Annotated in this window: 14 protein-coding genes; 11 read left to right on the forward strand and 3 right to left on the reverse strand. The window is 50.4% G+C overall.

The window, feature by feature from the left end; all coding sequences use genetic code 11:
- The first annotated feature begins 15 nt into the window (after positions 1-15).
- Positions 16-1,383, forward strand: a complete 1,368-nt coding sequence (locus EPV75_RS06100; protein ID WP_029937953.1) for a diguanylate cyclase — start codon at positions 16-18, stop codon at positions 1,381-1,383.
- Positions 1,384-1,488: 105 nt separating this feature from the next.
- Here the strand turns inward: EPV75_RS06100 and EPV75_RS06105 are convergent, their stop codons facing one another.
- Positions 1,489-2,058 carry a PhnA domain-containing protein gene (locus EPV75_RS06105; protein ID WP_029937954.1) on the reverse strand — a complete coding sequence of 190 codons (570 nt, stop codon included), beginning with the start codon at positions 2,056-2,058 and terminating at the stop codon, positions 1,489-1,491.
- Positions 2,059-2,384: 326 nt separating this feature from the next.
- Here EPV75_RS06105 and EPV75_RS06110 point away from each other — a divergent pair, with 326 nt between their 5' ends.
- Genes EPV75_RS06110 through clpA form a run of 3 tightly spaced genes read left to right on the forward strand, consistent with a single transcriptional unit; the run spans position 2,385 to position 5,767 of the window.
- A complete protein-coding gene (locus EPV75_RS06110) occupies positions 2,385-3,167 on the forward strand; it encodes a DnaJ domain-containing protein (RefSeq protein ID WP_029937955.1) in 783 nt (260 codons plus the stop codon).
- 35 nt (positions 3,168-3,202) lie between these two features.
- Complete coding sequence (gene clpS, locus EPV75_RS06115) at positions 3,203-3,517, forward strand: ATP-dependent Clp protease adapter ClpS (RefSeq protein WP_029937956.1); 315 nt, start codon at positions 3,203-3,205, stop codon at positions 3,515-3,517.
- The gene (clpA, locus tag EPV75_RS06120; RefSeq protein WP_128384806.1) at positions 3,518-5,767 is read left to right on the forward strand and encodes an ATP-dependent Clp protease ATP-binding subunit ClpA; all 2,250 of its coding nucleotides are present in this window, start codon (positions 3,518-3,520) and stop codon (positions 5,765-5,767) included. It begins immediately after the preceding gene.
- 96 nt (positions 5,768-5,863) lie between these two features.
- Here the strand turns inward: clpA and infA are convergent, their stop codons facing one another.
- Together infA and aat are read right to left on the reverse strand one after the other, a co-directional pair.
- Positions 5,864-6,082, reverse strand: coding sequence for a translation initiation factor IF-1 (gene infA / locus EPV75_RS06125; RefSeq protein ID WP_011370535.1), 219 nt, complete (start codon positions 6,080-6,082; stop codon positions 5,864-5,866).
- A 104-nt stretch (positions 6,083-6,186) separates the two neighbouring features.
- On the reverse strand, positions 6,187-6,942 hold the full coding sequence (gene aat / locus EPV75_RS06130) for a leucyl/phenylalanyl-tRNA--protein transferase (protein WP_128384807.1): 756 nt from the start codon (positions 6,940-6,942) through the stop codon (positions 6,187-6,189).
- Between the two features lie 192 nt (positions 6,943-7,134).
- On the opposite strand from aat, the gene dnaE reads away from it, so the two are divergent.
- The 7 genes from dnaE (at position 7,135) to rimP (ending at position 18,110) form a co-directional block, all read left to right on the forward strand.
- Positions 7,135-10,614, forward strand: coding sequence for a DNA polymerase III subunit alpha (gene dnaE / locus EPV75_RS06135; RefSeq protein WP_128384808.1), 3,480 nt, complete (start codon positions 7,135-7,137; stop codon positions 10,612-10,614).
- Positions 10,615-10,806: 192 nt separating this feature from the next.
- Positions 10,807-12,768 carry an acetate--CoA ligase gene (gene acs / locus EPV75_RS06140; RefSeq protein ID WP_029937960.1) on the forward strand — a complete coding sequence of 654 codons (1,962 nt, stop codon included), beginning with the start codon at positions 10,807-10,809 and terminating at the stop codon, positions 12,766-12,768.
- Positions 12,769-12,937: 169 nt separating this feature from the next.
- A complete protein-coding gene (locus EPV75_RS06145; RefSeq protein WP_029937961.1) occupies positions 12,938-13,243 on the forward strand; it encodes a DUF485 domain-containing protein in 306 nt (101 codons plus the stop codon).
- Positions 13,243-14,901 carry a cation acetate symporter gene (locus EPV75_RS06150; RefSeq protein WP_185748100.1) on the forward strand — a complete coding sequence of 553 codons (1,659 nt, stop codon included), beginning with the start codon at positions 13,243-13,245 and terminating at the stop codon, positions 14,899-14,901. Before EPV75_RS06145 ends, EPV75_RS06150 begins: the two co-directional genes overlap by 1 nt.
- Positions 14,902-15,010: 109 nt before the next feature.
- A complete protein-coding gene (locus EPV75_RS06155; protein WP_128384809.1) occupies positions 15,011-16,858 on the forward strand; it encodes a putative nucleotidyltransferase substrate binding domain-containing protein in 1,848 nt (615 codons plus the stop codon).
- Position 16,859: 1 nt separating this feature from the next.
- Positions 16,860-17,468: a 3'-5' exonuclease gene (locus EPV75_RS06160; RefSeq protein ID WP_128384810.1), complete on the forward strand. Its 609-nt coding sequence runs from the start codon at positions 16,860-16,862 to the stop codon at positions 17,466-17,468.
- 186 nt (positions 17,469-17,654) lie between these two features.
- Positions 17,655-18,110, forward strand: coding sequence for a ribosome maturation factor RimP (rimP, locus tag EPV75_RS06165; RefSeq protein WP_029937965.1), 456 nt, complete (start codon positions 17,655-17,657; stop codon positions 18,108-18,110).
- Positions 18,111-18,123 lie beyond the last annotated feature (13 nt).

The raw sequence follows: 18,123 nt of genomic DNA on the forward strand, positions 1-18,123 counted from the left end.
GGTTGGGTATAACACATGAAAATTCTAATTATCGACCCCTCGTTGAGTTATCGGGAACTGATTAAAGAAATTTTGTCCACCGAGGACGTCACCGTCATCGAGGCGAAAAGTGGTGAGGATGCGCTCGCTTACCTGAAAAAAGAGATTCCGAATGCGATCAGCATTTCTCATGAACTCGGGGATATGGACAGCTTTAAGTTTCTGCGTAAGTTGAAGCTGAAAGAGGTGCTGAGCAATATTCCGAAGTTTTTGCTCACGTCCAATGCCTCTCAGGATTTCAAACGTTCGGCCTATGATGCCGGGTTTACCGAAATCTTTTTGAAATCCGACATTCAAACCTTAAAGCGCGCGTTGCGCAGCTTGATGCTGTATGCCACCACCAATATTTCCGCTCGGGTGTTGTACATTGAAGACACCCAAAGCACCGCGGATTACACCAGTCACATCATGGCTTCGGCCGGCTGGGAAGTTACCCACGTTAAAAGCGGGGAAGCCGCCGCCGAGATTCTCGATAAGAAAAAACGCTATTTTGATTTGGTGGTGACCGACCTGGTATTGGAAGGTTCCATCAGTGGTATTGGCCTCATCAACCTGATTCGTCAAGGGCATGAAGACATTCGCAATATTCCGATTCTGGCGGTCTCCGGCTGGAACGATTTGTTGCGGCAGGTTTATGTCCTGAAGCATGGGGCGGGGGATTTTATCGCCAAACCGTTCCATGAAACCGATTTTCTGGCGCGGGCCATCAACCTGATTCTGAACAAAAAACGTTTCGACGAATCCAAAGCGGCTCAAAAAGCGCTGTATTTAAAAGCGAACCTGGATGTGGCCACCGGGCTGAATAATCGTCACTTCATCGAAGAGTTCGGTGACAAAATGGTTCAGGAGTCCATCGAGAACAACGAAGGTGTCTCCTTGATGATTCTTGACATCGATTACTTCAAAACCATCAACGATTCCATGGGGCATGCCGCAGGGGATTTGGTTTTGAAGCAAATTTCGACGTTGGTGAAAAGCATGTGTCGCTCCACCGACATTGTCGTCCGTTACGGCGGGGATGAACTGGTGGTATTGATGCCAGGCTGCAATCACGATGAGGCGTTTGAACGGGCCGAGTCGCTGCGTCAGCAGGTTTCCGAATTAAGTCCGGGCGGCATTGATGTCTCTGTCAGTGTGGGAGTGGCCAGTCATGATAAGCGGGTGGCGATGGAGTTGGTGGCGTTATTGAAGAATTTGAATCAGACGCCGCATGATGAAGTGGTATTGGATTACGAGACGTTGTTCCGTGCGGCGGATCATTCTCTGTATGCGGCCAAGCAAGCCGGACGCAATAAAGTCTGTATGAATAACTTGCTGGAACGGACTGAGTCGTTTTCGTCCTGAAACGTCAAAATGGAAATATAATCGGTATCAATGAAAAACGCCCAGGCCTGGGCGTTTTTTGGTTTTGAAGAAAAGCGTTTTCTCTGTGTTCGTTTCGAAACGTCTTTACGCTTTCTTCAAATAAGCGGCGACCAGAACGATTTGGGTGCCGTTGACTTTCCCTTCAATGTGCAACGGGTTATCGGTCAAGTGGATGTTTTTCACCAGGGTGCCGCGCTTTGCGGTGAAGCCGGCGCCTTTGACATCCAAATCTTTAATCAGGGTGACATCATCACCTTCCTGCAAGGTGTTGCCATTACTGTCTTTGTGGACGATGGCATCGTCGTCGTCATCCGGCAAACCGGCATCGGCCCAAGCCTTGGTTTCTTCTTCCAGATACATCATGTCTAGCAAGTCCTGCGGCCAGCCTTCGGCACGCAGGGCATTCAACAGGCGGTAAGCCATGACTTGAACCGCCGGAACCGGCGACCACATGCTGTCGTTCAAGCAACGCCAGTGGTTGGCATCCATCGTGTCCGGCGATTCGATTTGGCTTTTGCAGGTGCCGCATACCAAAATCGCCTGATCGGCGGAACCGTCCGAAGGCGGCACTTCATAAACGCTCAGGTGGTCGGTTGCGCCACACAGTTCACATTTTGAACCGCTTCTTTCTTGCAGGGTTTGTTCAATGCTCATTTTGTTTCCTTTTCTAATTCGGGGCTTATTATGCACAAATGCGTTGTTTTTGAAAGAGAATGTCTGAGAAGAGTCACGTTAGGTATGAAAAAAGACGCCTTTTGAAGAGGTCATCTCGAATTGAAAAAAATTTACTGAAAACGGTTTGAAAACCCGCTGATTTTCGTGCTAATGCTTATTTTTCATACGCTTATTGAGGGCTTTTGACGGTCTGGCTTAAGGCTTTTTTTTGGACCGGAAAACCGTTAGAATAAAGTCTAACCAAAACCGCATTTCGGGTGAATTTCGTTGTTAATCCTAACGCTTCAGAGTGTGACGAATATTAGATGCTGAATAATCGTTACGATACATCCAAAGACTACTTTGCATTGCTCGGTGTTCATCATCAGGCTTGTGATAAAACGATTAAGCAAGCTTATCGAAAGATGGCTCGACGCTACCACCCCGACGTCTCCAAAATTCACAATGCCACCGAAAAGTTTCAAGAAATTTCCGAAGCCTACGAAGTGTTGACCAAATTCAAGGATGCTTACTGGCGGGATTTCTGCCGCCAGAACCGCAAATCCTATTCATCGAGTCAACCCCATTCGCATAATGCATCGCAACGGCAGCGTTCCGAGTCGAGCGGGCCTTATCAATGGCGAAAACAGCGCCCGATTCGAGGTAAGGATCGCATCATCACTTATCCGCTGACGTTGCGTTATGCGATACGGCTGTTGAAAATCGGTTATTTTTACATTCCCGGTTTGAAAGTGAAAATGAGGTTCACCCGAGAAGCGTTCATGAATAAAACCTTCCGCTTGAAAGGCAAAGGCTATCAAGGTCTGTTCGGTGGCGAACCGGGAGATTATCTGGTGAAATTCCAGCTTAAACTGGATTCGCTGAAATGGGAGCTCAAAGGGTGTGATATCTACGGTACCATCCAGGTGCCGAGCACGTTGCTGGTGCCGGGTACGAAACTCGATCTGGAGTCGCCCGCCGGCAGCATGAAAGTGACCGTTCCGGTCAATTATTCTCCGCACGAATACATTCTGATTGAAAACATGGGGTTACCCGGCGATGAGGCCAATGTCCCCGGTCATCTCTATGCAAAATTGATTGCCGCATAACGCCGGCTCTGTTAAATTAAATCTAAGGAACTCGAATGGCAAGTCAACCTTTTCAAGATGACGGCGTGGTGCTGGAAACCGAACGCCCGGCCGTCAAACCACCGAAACGTTATCAGGTGGTGTTGTTGAATGACGACTTTACGCCGATGGATTTTGTAGTGGACGTATTAATGCGCTTTTTTGGCATGGACGAAGCCAAAGCCAATGCCGTGATGTTGGCGGTGCATACCCAAGGAAAGGGCGTCTGTGGCGTATACAGTCGGGAAGTGGCTGAAATGAAGGTGATGCAAGTGAATCAATATGCGAGAGAGCATCAACATCCTCTGCAGTGCGAAATGGAGGTGGTTTAAATGTTAAGCAAGGAATTGCAGTTAACGCTTAGCAATGCGTTCAGCTTGGCGAACGAATACGAACACGAATATGTGACGCTTGAGCACCTATTGTTGGAGTTGCTCGGGTTGCCTTCTGTGCGCGAAGCCATCGAAGCTTGCGGTGTCAAGCCGAACATGATTGAAACCGAATTGGAAAAATACCTGGACGCGGAAGGCACCGGTCACAAAGTAGAAGAGTTGCTGCCGACCATGGCGTTCCAGCGCGTGATTGAGCGCGCCATTTATCTGGTGCAATCCAATGGCTATGCCGAAGTGACCGGTTTGCACGTTTTAGCGTCGCTTTATTCCGAGCAAGACTCTCAAGCCGTGTACATTCTGGAAAGCTGCGGCGTGCATCGTGTCGATATCCTCAGCTACCTTTCGCACGGCGTGACCGCGCAACAGCAGGAAGATTTTCTGTCCAGCTCGCCAACGGAAGAAGGCGTGGAAGACACTCAAACGGCGGAGCCGGAAAATGATCCGATTGCCAATTTCAGCTTGAATTTAAACGCCGAAGTCGAACAAGGACGCATCGACCCGATTATCGGTCGCCAGTGGGAATTGACGCGGACGCTGGAAGTGTTAAGCCGCCGTCGTAAAAATAATCCACTGTTGGTCGGTGAACCGGGGGTCGGGAAAACCGCCGTGGCGGAAGGCTTGGCGCATAAAATCGTCAGCGGTGATGTGCCGGAACAACTGCTCGACGCGGAAGTGTTCAGCTTGGACATGGGTGCGTTGTTGGCGGGCACGCGTTATCGCGGGGATTTCGAGAAACGTTTCAAAGGCCTGCTGAAAGCGCTGGAAGAAAAACCTCACGCGATTTTGTTCATTGATGAAATTCACACCATTATCGGTGCCGGAGCGGTGCAAGGCGGCGCGATGGACGCATCCAACCTGATGAAACCGGCGTTGTCGTCCGGTAAGTTGCGTTGTATCGGCGCGACCACCTATGAAGAATACCGTGGTATTTTCGAAAAAGACCGCGCTTTGGCGCGCCGCTTCCAGAAAATCGACGTACGCGAACCGACCAATCAGGAAACCTTTGATATTTTGAAAGGGCTGAAGTCGCAGTTCGAATCGCACCACAATGTCAAATACACCTTGCCGGCGTTGAAAACGGCGGTGGACTTGTCGGCACGTTACATTACCGACCGTCATCTGCCGGATAAGGCGATTGATGTGATCGACGAAGCCGGCGCGAAACAGGCGCTGATGCCGAAAAGCAAACGCCGCAAACAAATTTCCGTGGCGGAGATTCAACAGATTGTCGCCAATATTGCGCGCATTCCCGTGTCGCAAATCACCCAAAAAGAAAAAGACAAACTGTCTTCGCTGGAAAGCAGCTTGCAACGGGTGGTCTTTGGACAGGATGAAGCCATTCATAAAGTGGTGGCGTCCATCAAGTTGGCGCGTTCCGGTTTGAACGAACCGAATCGTCCGACGGCGTCCTTCCTGTTTGCCGGGCCGACTGGGGTCGGGAAAACCGAGTTGACGCAACAGTTGGCGAAACACCTGGGCATCGAGTTGTTACGTTACGATATGTCCGAATACATGGAAGCCCATTCGGTGTCGCGCTTGATTGGGGCGCCGCCGGGGTATGTCGGGTTTGACCAGGGTGGTTTATTGACCGAAGCGGTCAATAAACATCCGCATTCGGTGGTGTTACTGGATGAAATCGAAAAGGCGCACCCGGATGTGTTTAATTTGCTGTTGCAGGTGATGGATAACGGCACCTTGACCGACAACAACGGCCGTAAAGCTGACTTCCGAAACGTGATTCTGATTATGACGTCGAATGTTGGCGCGGAAGCGGCTTCGCGTGCCAGCATCGGCTTTACCGAGCAGGATCATACGCTGGACTTCCAAAGCGAATTGAAGAAGGTGTTTACACCGGAGTTTCGAAATCGTCTCGATGCGGTGGTGCAGTTCAATCGATTGTCGTCCGAAATCATGGGCTCGGTGGTCAACAAGTTCATCTATGCGTTGGAGAACAGCTTGCAGGATAAGAAAGTGTCCATTGAATTGACGTCTGCGGCACGTGCCTGGCTGGCGAAAGAAGGTTACGATCCGTTTATGGGTGCGAGACCGATGGGGCGTCTGGTGCAGGAGAAAATCAAACAGCCGTTGGCGGAAATGCTGTTGTTTGGTGACTTGCAGGACGGCGGCCGTGTCATCATCGATATCGAGAACGACACGATTCAGTTGAAAGCCGATGAACTGGTTGAGTAAGGCGAATCGGCGTTAAGTCATTACTTTCAGATATAAAAAAACCGCTTTTCAGCGGTTTTTTTAGTTTTTACATTGGGCTGTCAAAGTTTGCGGGAGTTATTTCCCGCGGTAAGTGATGCGACCTTTGGTCAGGTCGTAAGGCGTCAATTCAACCTTAACTTTGTCACCCGCCAGGATGCGGATGTAGTTCTTACGCATGCGTCCGGAGATGTGCGCCAAGATTTCGTGGCCGTTTTCCAAACGAACTTTAAACATGGTATTCGGCAAAGTTTCAATGACTTCACCATCAAATTCGATGACATCTTGTTTTGACATAGAGATTATTAGCTTTTAGTGCCCCTGTAAAAAATAAGCGGCGATTATAGCAGAGGGATTGTTTTTATTCAAGATTTTGTCATTTTTAGAATCGCCGGAACGTGTTAGGGCGCGTCGACGCTGTTCTCGGGAAGAAAAGCACGGTCCCAGGCCTGGTCGAATTGCCATTTTCGGGCCGGAAATGGTTTGGCCGTGTCTTCCCGGAGCAGGCTTTCAAAGTGCTCGCGTGAAATCAGGCGGGCGCCGAGTGATTTGAGGTGTTCGGTTTCCATCTGGGTGTCGATGATGCGAAAGCCCCAGGCTTTGAGTTGCTGGCACAGCGCCACCAAGGCGACTTTGGAAGCATCATTCATTTTGGCAAACATGGATTCGCCGAAAAAGACCTTGCCGATGGCGACGCCGTAAAGTCCGCCGACCAGTTGATCCTGGTGCCAGACTTCGACCGAGTGGGCATGACCGGATTGATGCAGGCGGCTGTAAGCTTGTAGCATCTCGTCGGAAATCCAGGTGCCATCCTGACCAGGCCTGGGCGTTTCCGCGCATTGGCGCATGACGTCGCCGAATGCCTGATCCAATGTGACGGTGAATTGTTGTTTTCGGATGGTTTTCACCAGGCTGCGCCGCACTTTGAGTGAATCGATAAATAAGACCGAACGCGGGTTTGGCGTCCACCATAAAATGGGGTCGTCTTCATTAAACCAGGGGAAAATGCCTTTGCTATAAGCGGTCAACAACCATTCGGGCGTCAAATCGCCGCCGATGGCTAACAAACCGTCCGGCTGTGCCAGCGCATAATGGGTCGGCGGAAAGACCACCGGTTCGGTGTCGAGCCAAAAAGGTTGGTGAATTGACTTGGTCATTGGAAATTATCTGAATTCAGCATGCGATTTATCATAGAATATGCGGCTATTATAACCAATGAAATCAGGCCGTGAATTCGCAATACCTCTTCCAGGGTGCGAAAACGCAAATATAAAATGCGGAAATGAACCAGGCCTGGTGAAAACGCACTGTATTGTTGAGATAAAAATAACGGTTCCCTTAGTTTATATATGACCCAGTTCGTTCATTTACATGTTCATTCGGAATATTCGGTCGTGGATGCCACCTTACGGGTGAAATCGGCGATTTCGAATGCCGCCGGTCACGAACAGCCCGCCCTGGCTTTGACTGACCAGATGAACATGTTCGCGCTGGTCAAATTCTATTCTGCCGCCATCGGCGCCGGCATCAAACCGATTATCGGTTCCGACCTGTTGATTGAAGCCGAAGACGGTAATGTCTTCAAAGTGGTGGCCTTGTGTCAGAATGACCAAGGATATCTCAACCTATCCCATTTGATTTCGATGGCGTATCTGAAGAATCAGAAGATCGTCGCTACCGAAATGCAACCCTTGATCAAGCAAGAATGGCTGAAAGCCTACAACGAAGGCCTGATTATCCTGTCCGGAGGCAAAGACGGCGATATCGGTCAGGCGATTCTCGCCCAAAAACCGAACTTGGCGGCGAAGCGAACGGCCTGGTGGCAGGAAACCTTCCCGGATCGTTTTTATCTGGAGTTGGTTCGTACCGGCCGTGATAATGAAGAAGCCTACCTGGTCGGTGCCGTGGAAGTGGCACAGCGTTATGAGTTGCCGGTGGTGGCCACCAATGACGTACGATTTGAATCCGAGGATGACTTTGACGCGCATGAGGTGCGGGTCTGCATTCATGACGGTTACATTCTTGACGACCCGAACCGACCGAAACGTTATTCTGAAGAGCAGTATTTCCGTTCCTCGGATGAGATGATCGAACTGTTTGCCGATTTGCCGGAAGCCATCGAAAATACGGTGGAGATTGCCAAACGCTGTAATGTCACCCTGACATTGGGCACTTACTTCCTGCCGGATTTCCCGGTGCCGGAAGGCATGACAATGGACGAGTATTTTATTCAGGAATCTCGGAACGGCTTGGAAGAGCGTTTGAAGTTCCTATTCGGGCATTTGTCCGCCGAAGAATTTGCCGAAAAGCGTAAAGAATACGACGATCGTCTCAAGTTCGAACTCGACATCATTATCCAAATGGGGTTCCCCGGGTATTTCTTCATCGTTGCCGACTTCATTCAGTGGGGTAAAAATCACGACGTACCGGTGGGACCGGGGCGGGGGTCCGGTGCCGGTTCCCTGGTGGCCTACGCGCTGAAAATCACCGATTTGGATCCTCTGGAATACGACCTGCTGTTCGAACGGTTCCTGAATCCGGAAAGGGTGTCCATGCCCGATTTCGACGTCGACTTTTGTATGGAACGACGCGATGAAGTTATCGATTACGTGTCGCGTCAATACGGACAGGATCACGTGTCGCAAATCGTGACCTTCGGCACCATGGCGGCGAAAGCCGTGGTGCGCGATGTGGGCCGGGTATTGGGCCACGGTTACGGCATGGTGGACGGTATTGCCAAGTTGGTGCCGAATGACTTGGGTATCAAGCTAAAGGATGCGCTGGAGCAAGAAGAAATGCTTCAGGAACGTTACGATAATGAAGAAGACGTCCGTATGCTCATCGACCTGGCCTTGAAGTTGGAAGGCACGGTGCGGAATACCGGTAAGCACGCCGGTGGGGTGGTCATCGGCCCGAAACCGTTGGATCATTTCTGCCCGGTATTGTGTGAACCGGACGGCACCAGTGTGGTCACGCAGCTGGATAAAAACGATGTGGAAACCGCAGGTCTGGTCAAATTCGACTTTTTGGGCTTGCGGACGCTCACCATCATTGATTGGGCCTTGCACTTTATCAATGATGGCAAACAACCCGGCGATGACGGCTTTGTCGACATCGCGCGCATTCCGTTGGACGATACCCAAACCTTCGACCTGATTAAAACCGGTAAGACCACCGGGGTGTTTCAGTTGGAATCGGCCGGGATGCAGAATTTGATTGTCCGTTTGCGCCCCGACTGTTTCGAAGACATTATCGCCCTGGTCGCTTTGTTCCGCCCCGGACCGTTGGAGTCGGGCATGGTGGACAACTTCATCGCCCGTAAGCACGGTAAGGAAAAAGTCTCTTATCCGGACGCACAGTATCAGCACGAATCGCTGCAACCGATTCTGGAACCGACCTACGGGGTCATTCTGTATCAGGAACAGGTCATGCAGATTGCACAGGTGTTGGCCGGTTATACGCTGGGCGGCGCCGATATGCTGCGTCGTGCGATGGGGAAAAAGAAACCCGAAGAAATGGCCAAGCAACGTTCGGTGTTTAAAGAGGGCGCGGAAAAAGGCGGCATTGACGGCGACTTGGCGATGAAAATTTTCGACCTGGTGGAGAAATTCGCCGGGTACGGGTTCAACAAATCCCACTCCGCTGCGTATGCGTTGGTGTCTTATCAATCGGCCTGGCTGAAAACGCATTACCCGGCCGAGTTCATGGCGGCGCAGATTTCATCCGACATGGACAACACCGAAAAAGTGGTGCACATGGTCAACGAATGTTATGCCATGGGCATTGATGTTCGCCAGCCGAATATCAATGAGTGCGAAATCCATTTTAAGTCGGTCAAAACGGAAGAAAAAGTGGTTCGTTACGGCTTGGGTGCGATTAAAGGCGTTGGTGAATCGGCGCTGGAAGGCATTATCGCCGAGCGCAAGGAAAATGGGCCTTATCAGGATTTGTTCGATTTCTGTTTGCGGGTGACCAAAAAGGTCAATAAGCGCGTTATTGAAGCGTTGATTCTGGCCGGCGCGATGGATTGCCTGCACGATAACCGACAAGCCATGTTGGACAGTGTCGGTTTGGCCTTGCAGAAAGCGGAACAAAAGCACAAGGACGAAGAAGCCGGTCAAGGCGATTTATTCGGTGATGCCATGTCGTTTGAAGCGGAAAATGCTTCGGAGTTGGTCGATGTGCCGGAAATGCCCGAGAAGCTACGTCTGAAAGGCGAAAAAGATGTCTTGGGCTTGTACATGACCGGCCACCCGATTGAAATTTATCGAGAAGAATTGGATAAGTTGGTTGAGCAGAAATTATCCGCCTTGCGTCCGGAGAAATGGGCTAAGAAATGGGCGGCGGGTTTGATTGTCGAAGCGCGCAGCAAGGTGACCAAAAGCGGCAGCCGAATGGGCTTTGTCGCCATCGACGATCAGACCGCTCGTATGGAAGTGGTGTTGCGCCCGGCGGTGTTCGAGTCGTGCCGGGATATTTTGTTGCCCGATACGGTGGTGTTGATTTACGGCGAAGTGTCGGAAGATACGTTTAACGGCGGGATCAAGCTGGATGCCGAACAGGTGGTGACTCTGGCAGAGTCACGCGTCGAAAAAGCGCGGGCCATTAAGGTGTTCGCCGATGCGACGTTACAACCGGATCGTTTACAGAATTTGTCATCGGTGTTGACGCCTTATCGGGTGGAGACCGGCTTGCCGTTGGTGGTGGATTACCGAAACGACCAGGCCAGAGCGCAGATGATTACCCAGGAAGGGATTGAATTTTTTCCGGACGACGAGTTACTGGAAGTGCTCAGAAGTCACGGTTGGCAACCGGAAGTGGTTGTCTGAGTCAATTGGGGGAGTTCAGCGGAGCGGAATTTGAGCGTTGATGAGAGGCCGAATTTAAGGTCATAAAATTTGGTTATAAAGTATTTTTATTCCTATTGGTTGCCCATAACCTTTAGAATGTACGGAATTCGACGAACCGTTCCCAGTGAACTTAAAAAGTTACGTAGAGAAATTGTCAAATAGGAGACATTAATGTCTAACAATATCGAGTCGATCTTACACGAAGATCGGATATTTAAACCAACCGCCGACTTCAAGAGTCAAGCAAACATTACCGAAGAAAAGTACCATGCGTTGAAAGCCAAAGCGGATGAAGACTATGAAGGTTATTGGTGTGATTTGGCGAGGGAAAAACTGGACTGGTCCAAGGATTTCACGGTTGGGTTAGACGATTCCAATGCCCCTTTCTATAAATGGTTCGCCGACGGTGAACTGAACGCCTCCTATAACTGTATCGATCGCCACTTGGAAGAAAAAGAAGACAAGCTGGCCATTATCTTCGAAGCCGATGACGGTTCGGTCGAACAATACACTTACAAAGAACTGCACGATGAAGTCTGCCGCTTGGCGAATGCTTTGACGGCGCAAGGCATCGAAAAAGGCGATCGCGTCATCATCTACATGCCGATGATTCCGCAAGCGGTTTTCGCCATGCAAGCCTGTGCCCGTATCGGTGCCATCCACTCCATCGTATTCGGTGGGTTCTCGGCGGAAGCCTTGCGCGACCGTATTGAAGACGCCGGTGCGCGTATGGTCATTACCGCGAATGCCGGTTGCCGCGGCGGGAAGTCCGTGCCGTTGAAAGGCGCGGTGGATGCGGCTTTGGAAAAAGGCGGCGACTCGGTTCGTAAAGTCATCGTTTACAAGCGTACCGATGATGAAGTGCCGATGAAAGAAGGGCGCGACATTTCTTGGCATGATGCCATCGCCGGTATGAGCAATTATCACGACGCGGTGATGGTCAATGCCGAGCACCCACTGTTCCTGCTTTATACGTCCGGTTCAACCGGCAAGCCGAAAGGGATTCAACACAGCACCGGCGGTTACTTGTTGAACGCCTATGTGACCAATGAGTGGGTCTTTGACTTGAAAGACAGCGATGTTTTCTGGTGTACCGCGGATGTGGGCTGGATTACCGGTCACACTTACGTGGCGTATGGACCTTTGTCGATGGGGATGACCATTGTGATGTTCGAAGGCGTTCCGACGTATCCGGATGCGGGTCGTTTCTGGCAAGTCTGTCAGGACCATGGTGTGACTGTATTCTATACCGCGCCGACGGCGATTCGTGCCCTGATGAAATTCGGTGATGACTTGCCGAAGCAATACGATTTGTCGAAGTTGAGATTGCTGGGCACGGTTGGTGAACCGATCAACCCGGAAGCCTGGATCTGGTATCACGATGTGATCGGACGTGGTGAATGCCCAATCGTGGATACCTGGTGGCAGACTGAAACCGGCGCGCACATGATTGCACCCGTCCCGGGTGTGACCGACTTGAAACCGGGCTCGTGTACCAAACCGTTACCGGGCATCGATGCGCACATCGTGGATGAAGAAGGCGTTGAATTGACGCACGGTGAAGGGGGTTACCTGGTGGTGCGTAAGCCTTGGCCGTCGATGGTGCGTACCATCTGGAACGACGACGAGCGTTTCGTCGATACCTACTTCGCGATGTTCAAGAACAAGTATTATGTGGTGGGCGACAGCGCTCACTTGGATCACGACGGTAACTTCTGGATTATGGGGCGTATCGATGACGTGCTAAACGTGTCCGGACACCGTTTGGGAACCATGGAAATCGAGTCGGCGCTGGTGTCGCACGAGCATGTGGCCGAAGCCGCCGTGGTCGGCAAGCCGCACGATGTGAAAGGGGAGTCCATCTTCGCATTCGTGGTGATGAATATGGAAGTACCGCCAGGGGACGAGCGTCTGGCATTGGTTCAGGAGTTGCGTAATCACGTGGCTAAGGAAATCGGCCCGATTGCCAAGCCGGATGATATCCGCTTCGGTTCCAACCTGCCGAAGACGCGTTCCGGTAAAATCATGCGTCGCTTGTTGCGCAGTATCGCCAAGGGTGAGGAAATCACCTCCGATACATCGACGCTTGAAGATCCAAGTATTTTGGATCAGTTCATGCAGCCGCATAAATAAACAGGGCGCATGAGCTGAACCAAATGTTGAGATAGCCAGACTGGTTACAAAATGACCAGGCCTGGCTATTTTCATATAAACGAGGCCTAAACGGTCTCATTGTCGAACAAGGGTTCGTTTAAATAAATACAACGAAACGACCCGAGTTTCATAATCAAGGAGGAAGACTTTGGAACAGTCTAAAATTGAGAAGATTAAAAATCTTCCGGAGTATCAACAGCTCGTCAAAGAGCGTACGGGGCTGGCATGGAAACTCTCCATTGCCATGCTGGTTGTGTATTACGGGTATATCCTGCTGTTGGCGTTTGATCCGGCATTCTTTACGATGATTGTCAGCGGTCAATACGTATCCATCGGTTTCCCGGTAGGGGTTGCGATCATTATCTTTGCGTTTTTGCTGACCGGTTATTACGTCAGAAAAGCGAATTCGGATTTTGATGAACTCACGGCAAAAATCAAGAAAGAGGTTGAATAATGAAGATGGGAATTCATAAGTTATTGGCCTTGTTGGTTTTGGTCGTCATGCCGGTATCGGTATATGCGGCTGGGATTGATGTATCGGCTCCGGTTGAGAAAGAGACCAATTGGTCCGCTATTTCAATGTTTATCGTCTTTGTTGGCGCAACGCTTTACATCACTTACTGGGCGGCGCAGCGTACCAAGTCCGCAAAAGACTTCTATGCGGCCGGCGGTGGTATCACCGGGTTGCAGAACGGTCTGGCGATTGCGGGTGACTACATGTCCGCAGCGTCTTTCCTGGGTATTACCGGGATGGTGTACTTGAAAGGGTATGACGGTTTGATCTTTGCCATCGGGTTTCTGGTGGGGTGGCCGATTATCCTGTTCTTGATGTCTGAGCGCTTGAGAAACTTGGGTAAATTCACGTTTGCCGATGTCGCGGCTTACCGTTTCCAACAAACACCGATTCGTGTGTTGGCGGCTTTTGGCGGGATTGCGGTTGTTATCCTGTATTTGATCGCGCAAATGGTCGGTGCCGGTAAGCTGATCGAGTTGTTGTTCGGTTTGGACTTCAACTACGCGGTTGTGATGGTCGGTGTCTTGATCATCGCCTACGTATCCTTTGGCGGGATGTTGGCGACGACCTGGGTACAAATCATCAAAGCCGTTTTGTTGCTGTCCGGTGCGACCTTTATCGCTGTAGCGGTTATGTACAACATGGGCTTCAGTTTCGAAACCTTGTTTAAAACCGCTGTTGAAAACCGTGATGGCAATATGGACATCTTGTTCTCCGGTGGTTTCGTTTCCGATCCAATCAATGCGATTTCCCTGGGGATTGCCCTGATGTTCGGTACCGCTGGTTTGCCACACATCCTGATGCGTTTCTTCACGGTTCCGGATGCGAAAGAAGCTCGTAAGTCGGTATTCTATGCGACCGGCTTTATCGGGTATTTCTACATTCTCGCGTTCATCATCGGTTTCGGTGCGATTGCGATGGTGGTGGCGTCTGAATACATGGACGGTTCCAAGCTGATTGGCGGTAACAACATGGCGGCGATTCACTTGTCGCATGTGATCGGTGGTGACTTCTTCCTGGGCTTCATCTCAGCGGTAGCTTTCGCGACCATTTTGGCGGTGGTGTCCGGGTTGACCTTGGCCGGTGCGTCTGCGATTTCGCATGATATCTACGCGAATGTGATCAACAAGAATGCGACCGAAGAACAGGAAACCAAAGTGGCGAAAGGTGCAACTTTTGTGATTGGTGCTTTGGCGATTATTTTCGGTATCGGCTTTAAAGACCAAAACATCGCCTTCGTGGTGGCATTGGCCTTTACAATCGCCGCTTCCGCGAACTTCCCTGTGTTGATTATGTCCATGTTCTGGAGCAAGATGACAACCCGTGGTGCCGTTATCGGTGGCTGGTTGGGTCTGATCTCCGCCGTGGTCATGGTTATTCTTGGTCCGGTCGTGTGGACTCAGATTCTGGGAATGGGCGAAGCCATCGTGCCGTATAAGTTCCCGGCTCTGTTCACCGTGATCATTGCCTTTGTTTCCATCTGGTTCTTCTCCATTACCGATAAGTCGGTACGTGCGAAAGAAGACTTGGATGGCTTTGAAGCACAGTTCGTTCGATCTCAAACCGGGATCGGTGCCGAAGGTGCCTCGAACCACTAAGGTAAGTTACGAGTGATTCGTTAGAATAAAAAGGGGCTGTTTTCAGCCCCTTTTTTGTATGCCTTTGCGCGAGTGTGGCACAATGCAAAGGTCTTAAGAGGTAGAGCCTATGTCCGTTCAACAACAATTGAACTTTCTCAAACAAGTCGAACCGTTTTCGGCACTGAATGAATCGACGCTACTGTCGTTGGCTGAAGCCTTGGATGTGGTGTATTTTCCTTTGGGTGAACGTCTGGAATTGTCTTCCGGCGAAGCTGCAAACGAAAATGCATTTCTGTATTTTGTGATTAAAGGCCATGTGGCCGAGTTCGATGAAAATCAGCGCCAAGTGGCCGTTTACGGCAGTCACACGTATTTTGGCGAAAGCTTTCTATTAAAACGTGCGGCTTATCGCCGTTACGATGTGATTGAAGAAGCGATTGTCTATCGCTTGCCGCAGGAAGCCTTTCTGGAAGTGATGCAACAACCGGAAATCGAGGGCTTTTTCATTGATGACATCACCGCTAAACTCAACCGAATGCATGCCCAGATTCAAGCGGAGTCGTCCAGTGAGTCGCTGATGGGGGTGGTTGAAGACGCTCCGCGCCAAGCGTTGATCGAGGTGAGTGAAACGGAAACCATTCAGGCCTGTGTTCGGCAGATGCAGGCGTTGAAAACCGATGCGTGTGTGGTGGTGTTTCAGGACGAGGCTGAAAGAGGCATTGTCACGTCAATCGATTTGCTCAATGGGTTGGCGTTGAACGAGTACGCGGTGACGGATGCGGTCGGTCCCTTGGCGACGCGGCCGGTGATGACCGTGCATCAATTCGATTATTTGTTCAATGCGTTGTTGAAAATGACCAAGTATCGCATCAACCGTTTGGTGGTGCGCTCGGATGACGCCATGTTGGGTATTTTGCATCAGAAAGACTTGATGGGCATGTTTGCCAACCAGTCAGGCCTGGTGGTTTTGAGTATTCAGCAAGCCGAATCGTTTGACGAACTGAAGGGCGTGGCGGACCGCATTGATCACTTGGTGGTGAATTTGAATAATCGCGGGGTCAAGACGCATTACATCGCCAAATTGGTCAATGAATTGCACCGAAAGATGCTGGAGCGGGTTTTTGAGTTCTTATCGCCATCGGAAGCTTTGCAAAAAGGGTGTTTGCTGGTGATGGGCAGTGAGGGCCGTGCCGAGCAGGTGATTCGTACCGACCAGGATAATGCGTTCATTTTGCCGGATACGGTTGAAATATCGCCAGGCCTGGCGACATTCATGCAAACGTTCAGTGCCCGTTTGATCGAGTTGGGTTTTCCGCCTTGCCCGGGGAGAATCATGGTGTCGAACCCGGTTTGGACTCGGCCGTTATCGGATTTCAAACAGCAACTGCGTGATTGGATGACCGCGCCTTCCGGCGATGCGTTTATGAACCTGTCGATTTTCTTTGATGCCGAGGCGGTGTTGGGCGATGAACAGTTGTTGCTCGACGCCAAGCGAACCATGATGAGCTGGTTGGATTCGAACCGTCACTTTTTACCGCACTTCGCCAAATCCGTGTTGCAGTTCGAGACGCCCATCGGCTTTTTCGGAAAGTTGGTGACCGACAAAGACGCCAAAGACCCGAAAATCGATTTGAAAAAGGGCGGGATTTTCCCCATCGTTCATGGTGTGCGTTGTCTGGCGTTGGAACACGGTATTTTGAAAACCAATACCCATTGGCGTATTAAAGCCTTGATGGACATGGGGGTGCTGACCGAGCATTTTGGTATTGAACTGGGGGAAACGTTGAACTTTCTGAACACCTTGCGCTTGGAGTCGATGGTTGAGCAAATGCAGCTGGAGCAGGCACCGGACAACTTAATTCGGGTGTCGGGGCTGACGCAGTTGCAGCAAGACCTGCTCAAAGACGCGTTCAATGTGGTCAATCAGTTCAAAAAGCTGATTGAGCAGCATTATAAACTTCATGCGGTGATGTGAGGTGTGGCGTTCGTTACGACGTCGTTGGCATCGTCGCCAGTTGAAGGACGAGCGATTTGCGTTTTTGTTTGATGCCGTGCCGCCGGAAAATGAATGGGTGTGTTTCGACTGCGAAACCACCGGGTTGGATCCGAAAAAAGACAAAATCGTTTCCCTGAGTGCGATGAAGATTCGTGGGCAGGAAATCTTGACCAGCGAAGCCTTGAACTTGACGTTGGCACAGGATGCAGCGATTTCCGAACAAAGCATCAAGGTGCATTGGATTCGCAACGAAGATACGGTGCATGGCTTGAGCGAGCGGGAAGCCATTGAACAGTTTCTGCATTTTATCGGCTCCCGTCCGCTGGTGGGGTATTATCTGGAATTCGATGTGGCGATGGTCAATCAGGTGCTCAAGCCTTGGCTGGGAATTGGTTTGCCGAACCCGCAAATCGAAGTGTCGGCCTTGTATTACGATTATAAAGAAGACCCGATTCCGAAAAAGGTCATCGATTTATCGTTTGATGCCATTTTAACGGGGTTGGCTCTGCCGAATTTCGGTCAACATGATGCCTTTAGCGATGCATTGATGACAGCATTGATTTTCATCAAACTGAAAAAATTAGGGTAGGTTTGATTAAATGCGGGTAAATGAAATGCTTTGTTTGACAAATGCTTAAGCGTTTCATATAATTCCGCTCAGTTTTTTAAATCATGTATTAAGGGAGAGGCGGGTTAATGAGCGTCTTTCCGCTTAAATTTTAAAAACCCCGTCTTTACGGGGTTTTTTATTTTTTGAATTAAGGAAAAAGCCTGCGTGATTCTGGAAGAAAAGATTGAAAATTTGCTGAAGCCGACCATTGAAAGCATGGGCTTTCAAATGTGGGGCTGCGAATATTTGCCGGCGGGTAAACACTCGACCTTGCGTGTCTATATTGATAAGGACCCGGAAGGCGTTACCGTCGATGATTGCGGAGACGTGAGTCGGCAAGTGAGCGCCATCATGGATGTCGAAGACCCGATTTCCAATGCCTATATGCTGGAAGTGTCTTCACCGGGGATGGATCGTCCCCTGTTCCGTCCGGAACAATATCGTGCCTACGAAGGGCAGGAAATCCAGTTGCGGACGGCGGTGGCGATCATGGGCCGTAAGCGTTTTAAAGGCATTATGACGCAAGTGAACGAGGATGGCATCGTCGTTGAAGTGGACGGTGAGGCGTATGATATTCCCTTTGGCCAAATTGATAAGGCCAATGTGGTGCCGCAGTTTTAATCTTTTGAAATAC

It is taken from the genome of Hydrogenovibrio thermophilus, from assembly GCF_004028275.1.
Classification (GTDB): domain Bacteria; phylum Pseudomonadota; class Gammaproteobacteria; order Thiomicrospirales; family Thiomicrospiraceae; genus Hydrogenovibrio; species Hydrogenovibrio thermophilus.

Bases quoted from the DNA above. Each gene is read 5' to 3' on its own strand.
- EPV75_RS06100 (WP_029937953.1), top strand. From the start codon at position 16: ATGAAAATTCTAATTATCGACCCCTCGTTGAGTTATCGGGAACTGATT.
- EPV75_RS06105 (WP_029937954.1), bottom strand. From the start codon at position 2,058: ATGAGCATTGAACAAACCCTGCAAGAAAGAAGCGGTTCAAAATGTGAA.
- EPV75_RS06110 (WP_029937955.1), top strand. From the start codon at position 2,385: ATGCTGAATAATCGTTACGATACATCCAAAGACTACTTTGCATTGCTC.
- clpS (WP_029937956.1), top strand. From the start codon at position 3,203: ATGGCAAGTCAACCTTTTCAAGATGACGGCGTGGTGCTGGAAACCGAA.
- clpA (WP_128384806.1), top strand. From the start codon at position 3,518: ATGTTAAGCAAGGAATTGCAGTTAACGCTTAGCAATGCGTTCAGCTTG.
- infA (WP_011370535.1), bottom strand. From the start codon at position 6,082: ATGTCAAAACAAGATGTCATCGAATTTGATGGTGAAGTCATTGAAACT.
- aat (WP_128384807.1), bottom strand. From the start codon at position 6,942: ATGACCAAGTCAATTCACCAACCTTTTTGGCTCGACACCGAACCGGTG.
- dnaE (WP_128384808.1), top strand. From the start codon at position 7,135: ATGACCCAGTTCGTTCATTTACATGTTCATTCGGAATATTCGGTCGTG.
- acs (WP_029937960.1), top strand. From the start codon at position 10,807: ATGTCTAACAATATCGAGTCGATCTTACACGAAGATCGGATATTTAAA.
- EPV75_RS06150 (WP_185748100.1), top strand. From the start codon at position 13,243: ATGAAGATGGGAATTCATAAGTTATTGGCCTTGTTGGTTTTGGTCGTC.
- EPV75_RS06155 (WP_128384809.1), top strand. From the start codon at position 15,011: ATGTCCGTTCAACAACAATTGAACTTTCTCAAACAAGTCGAACCGTTT.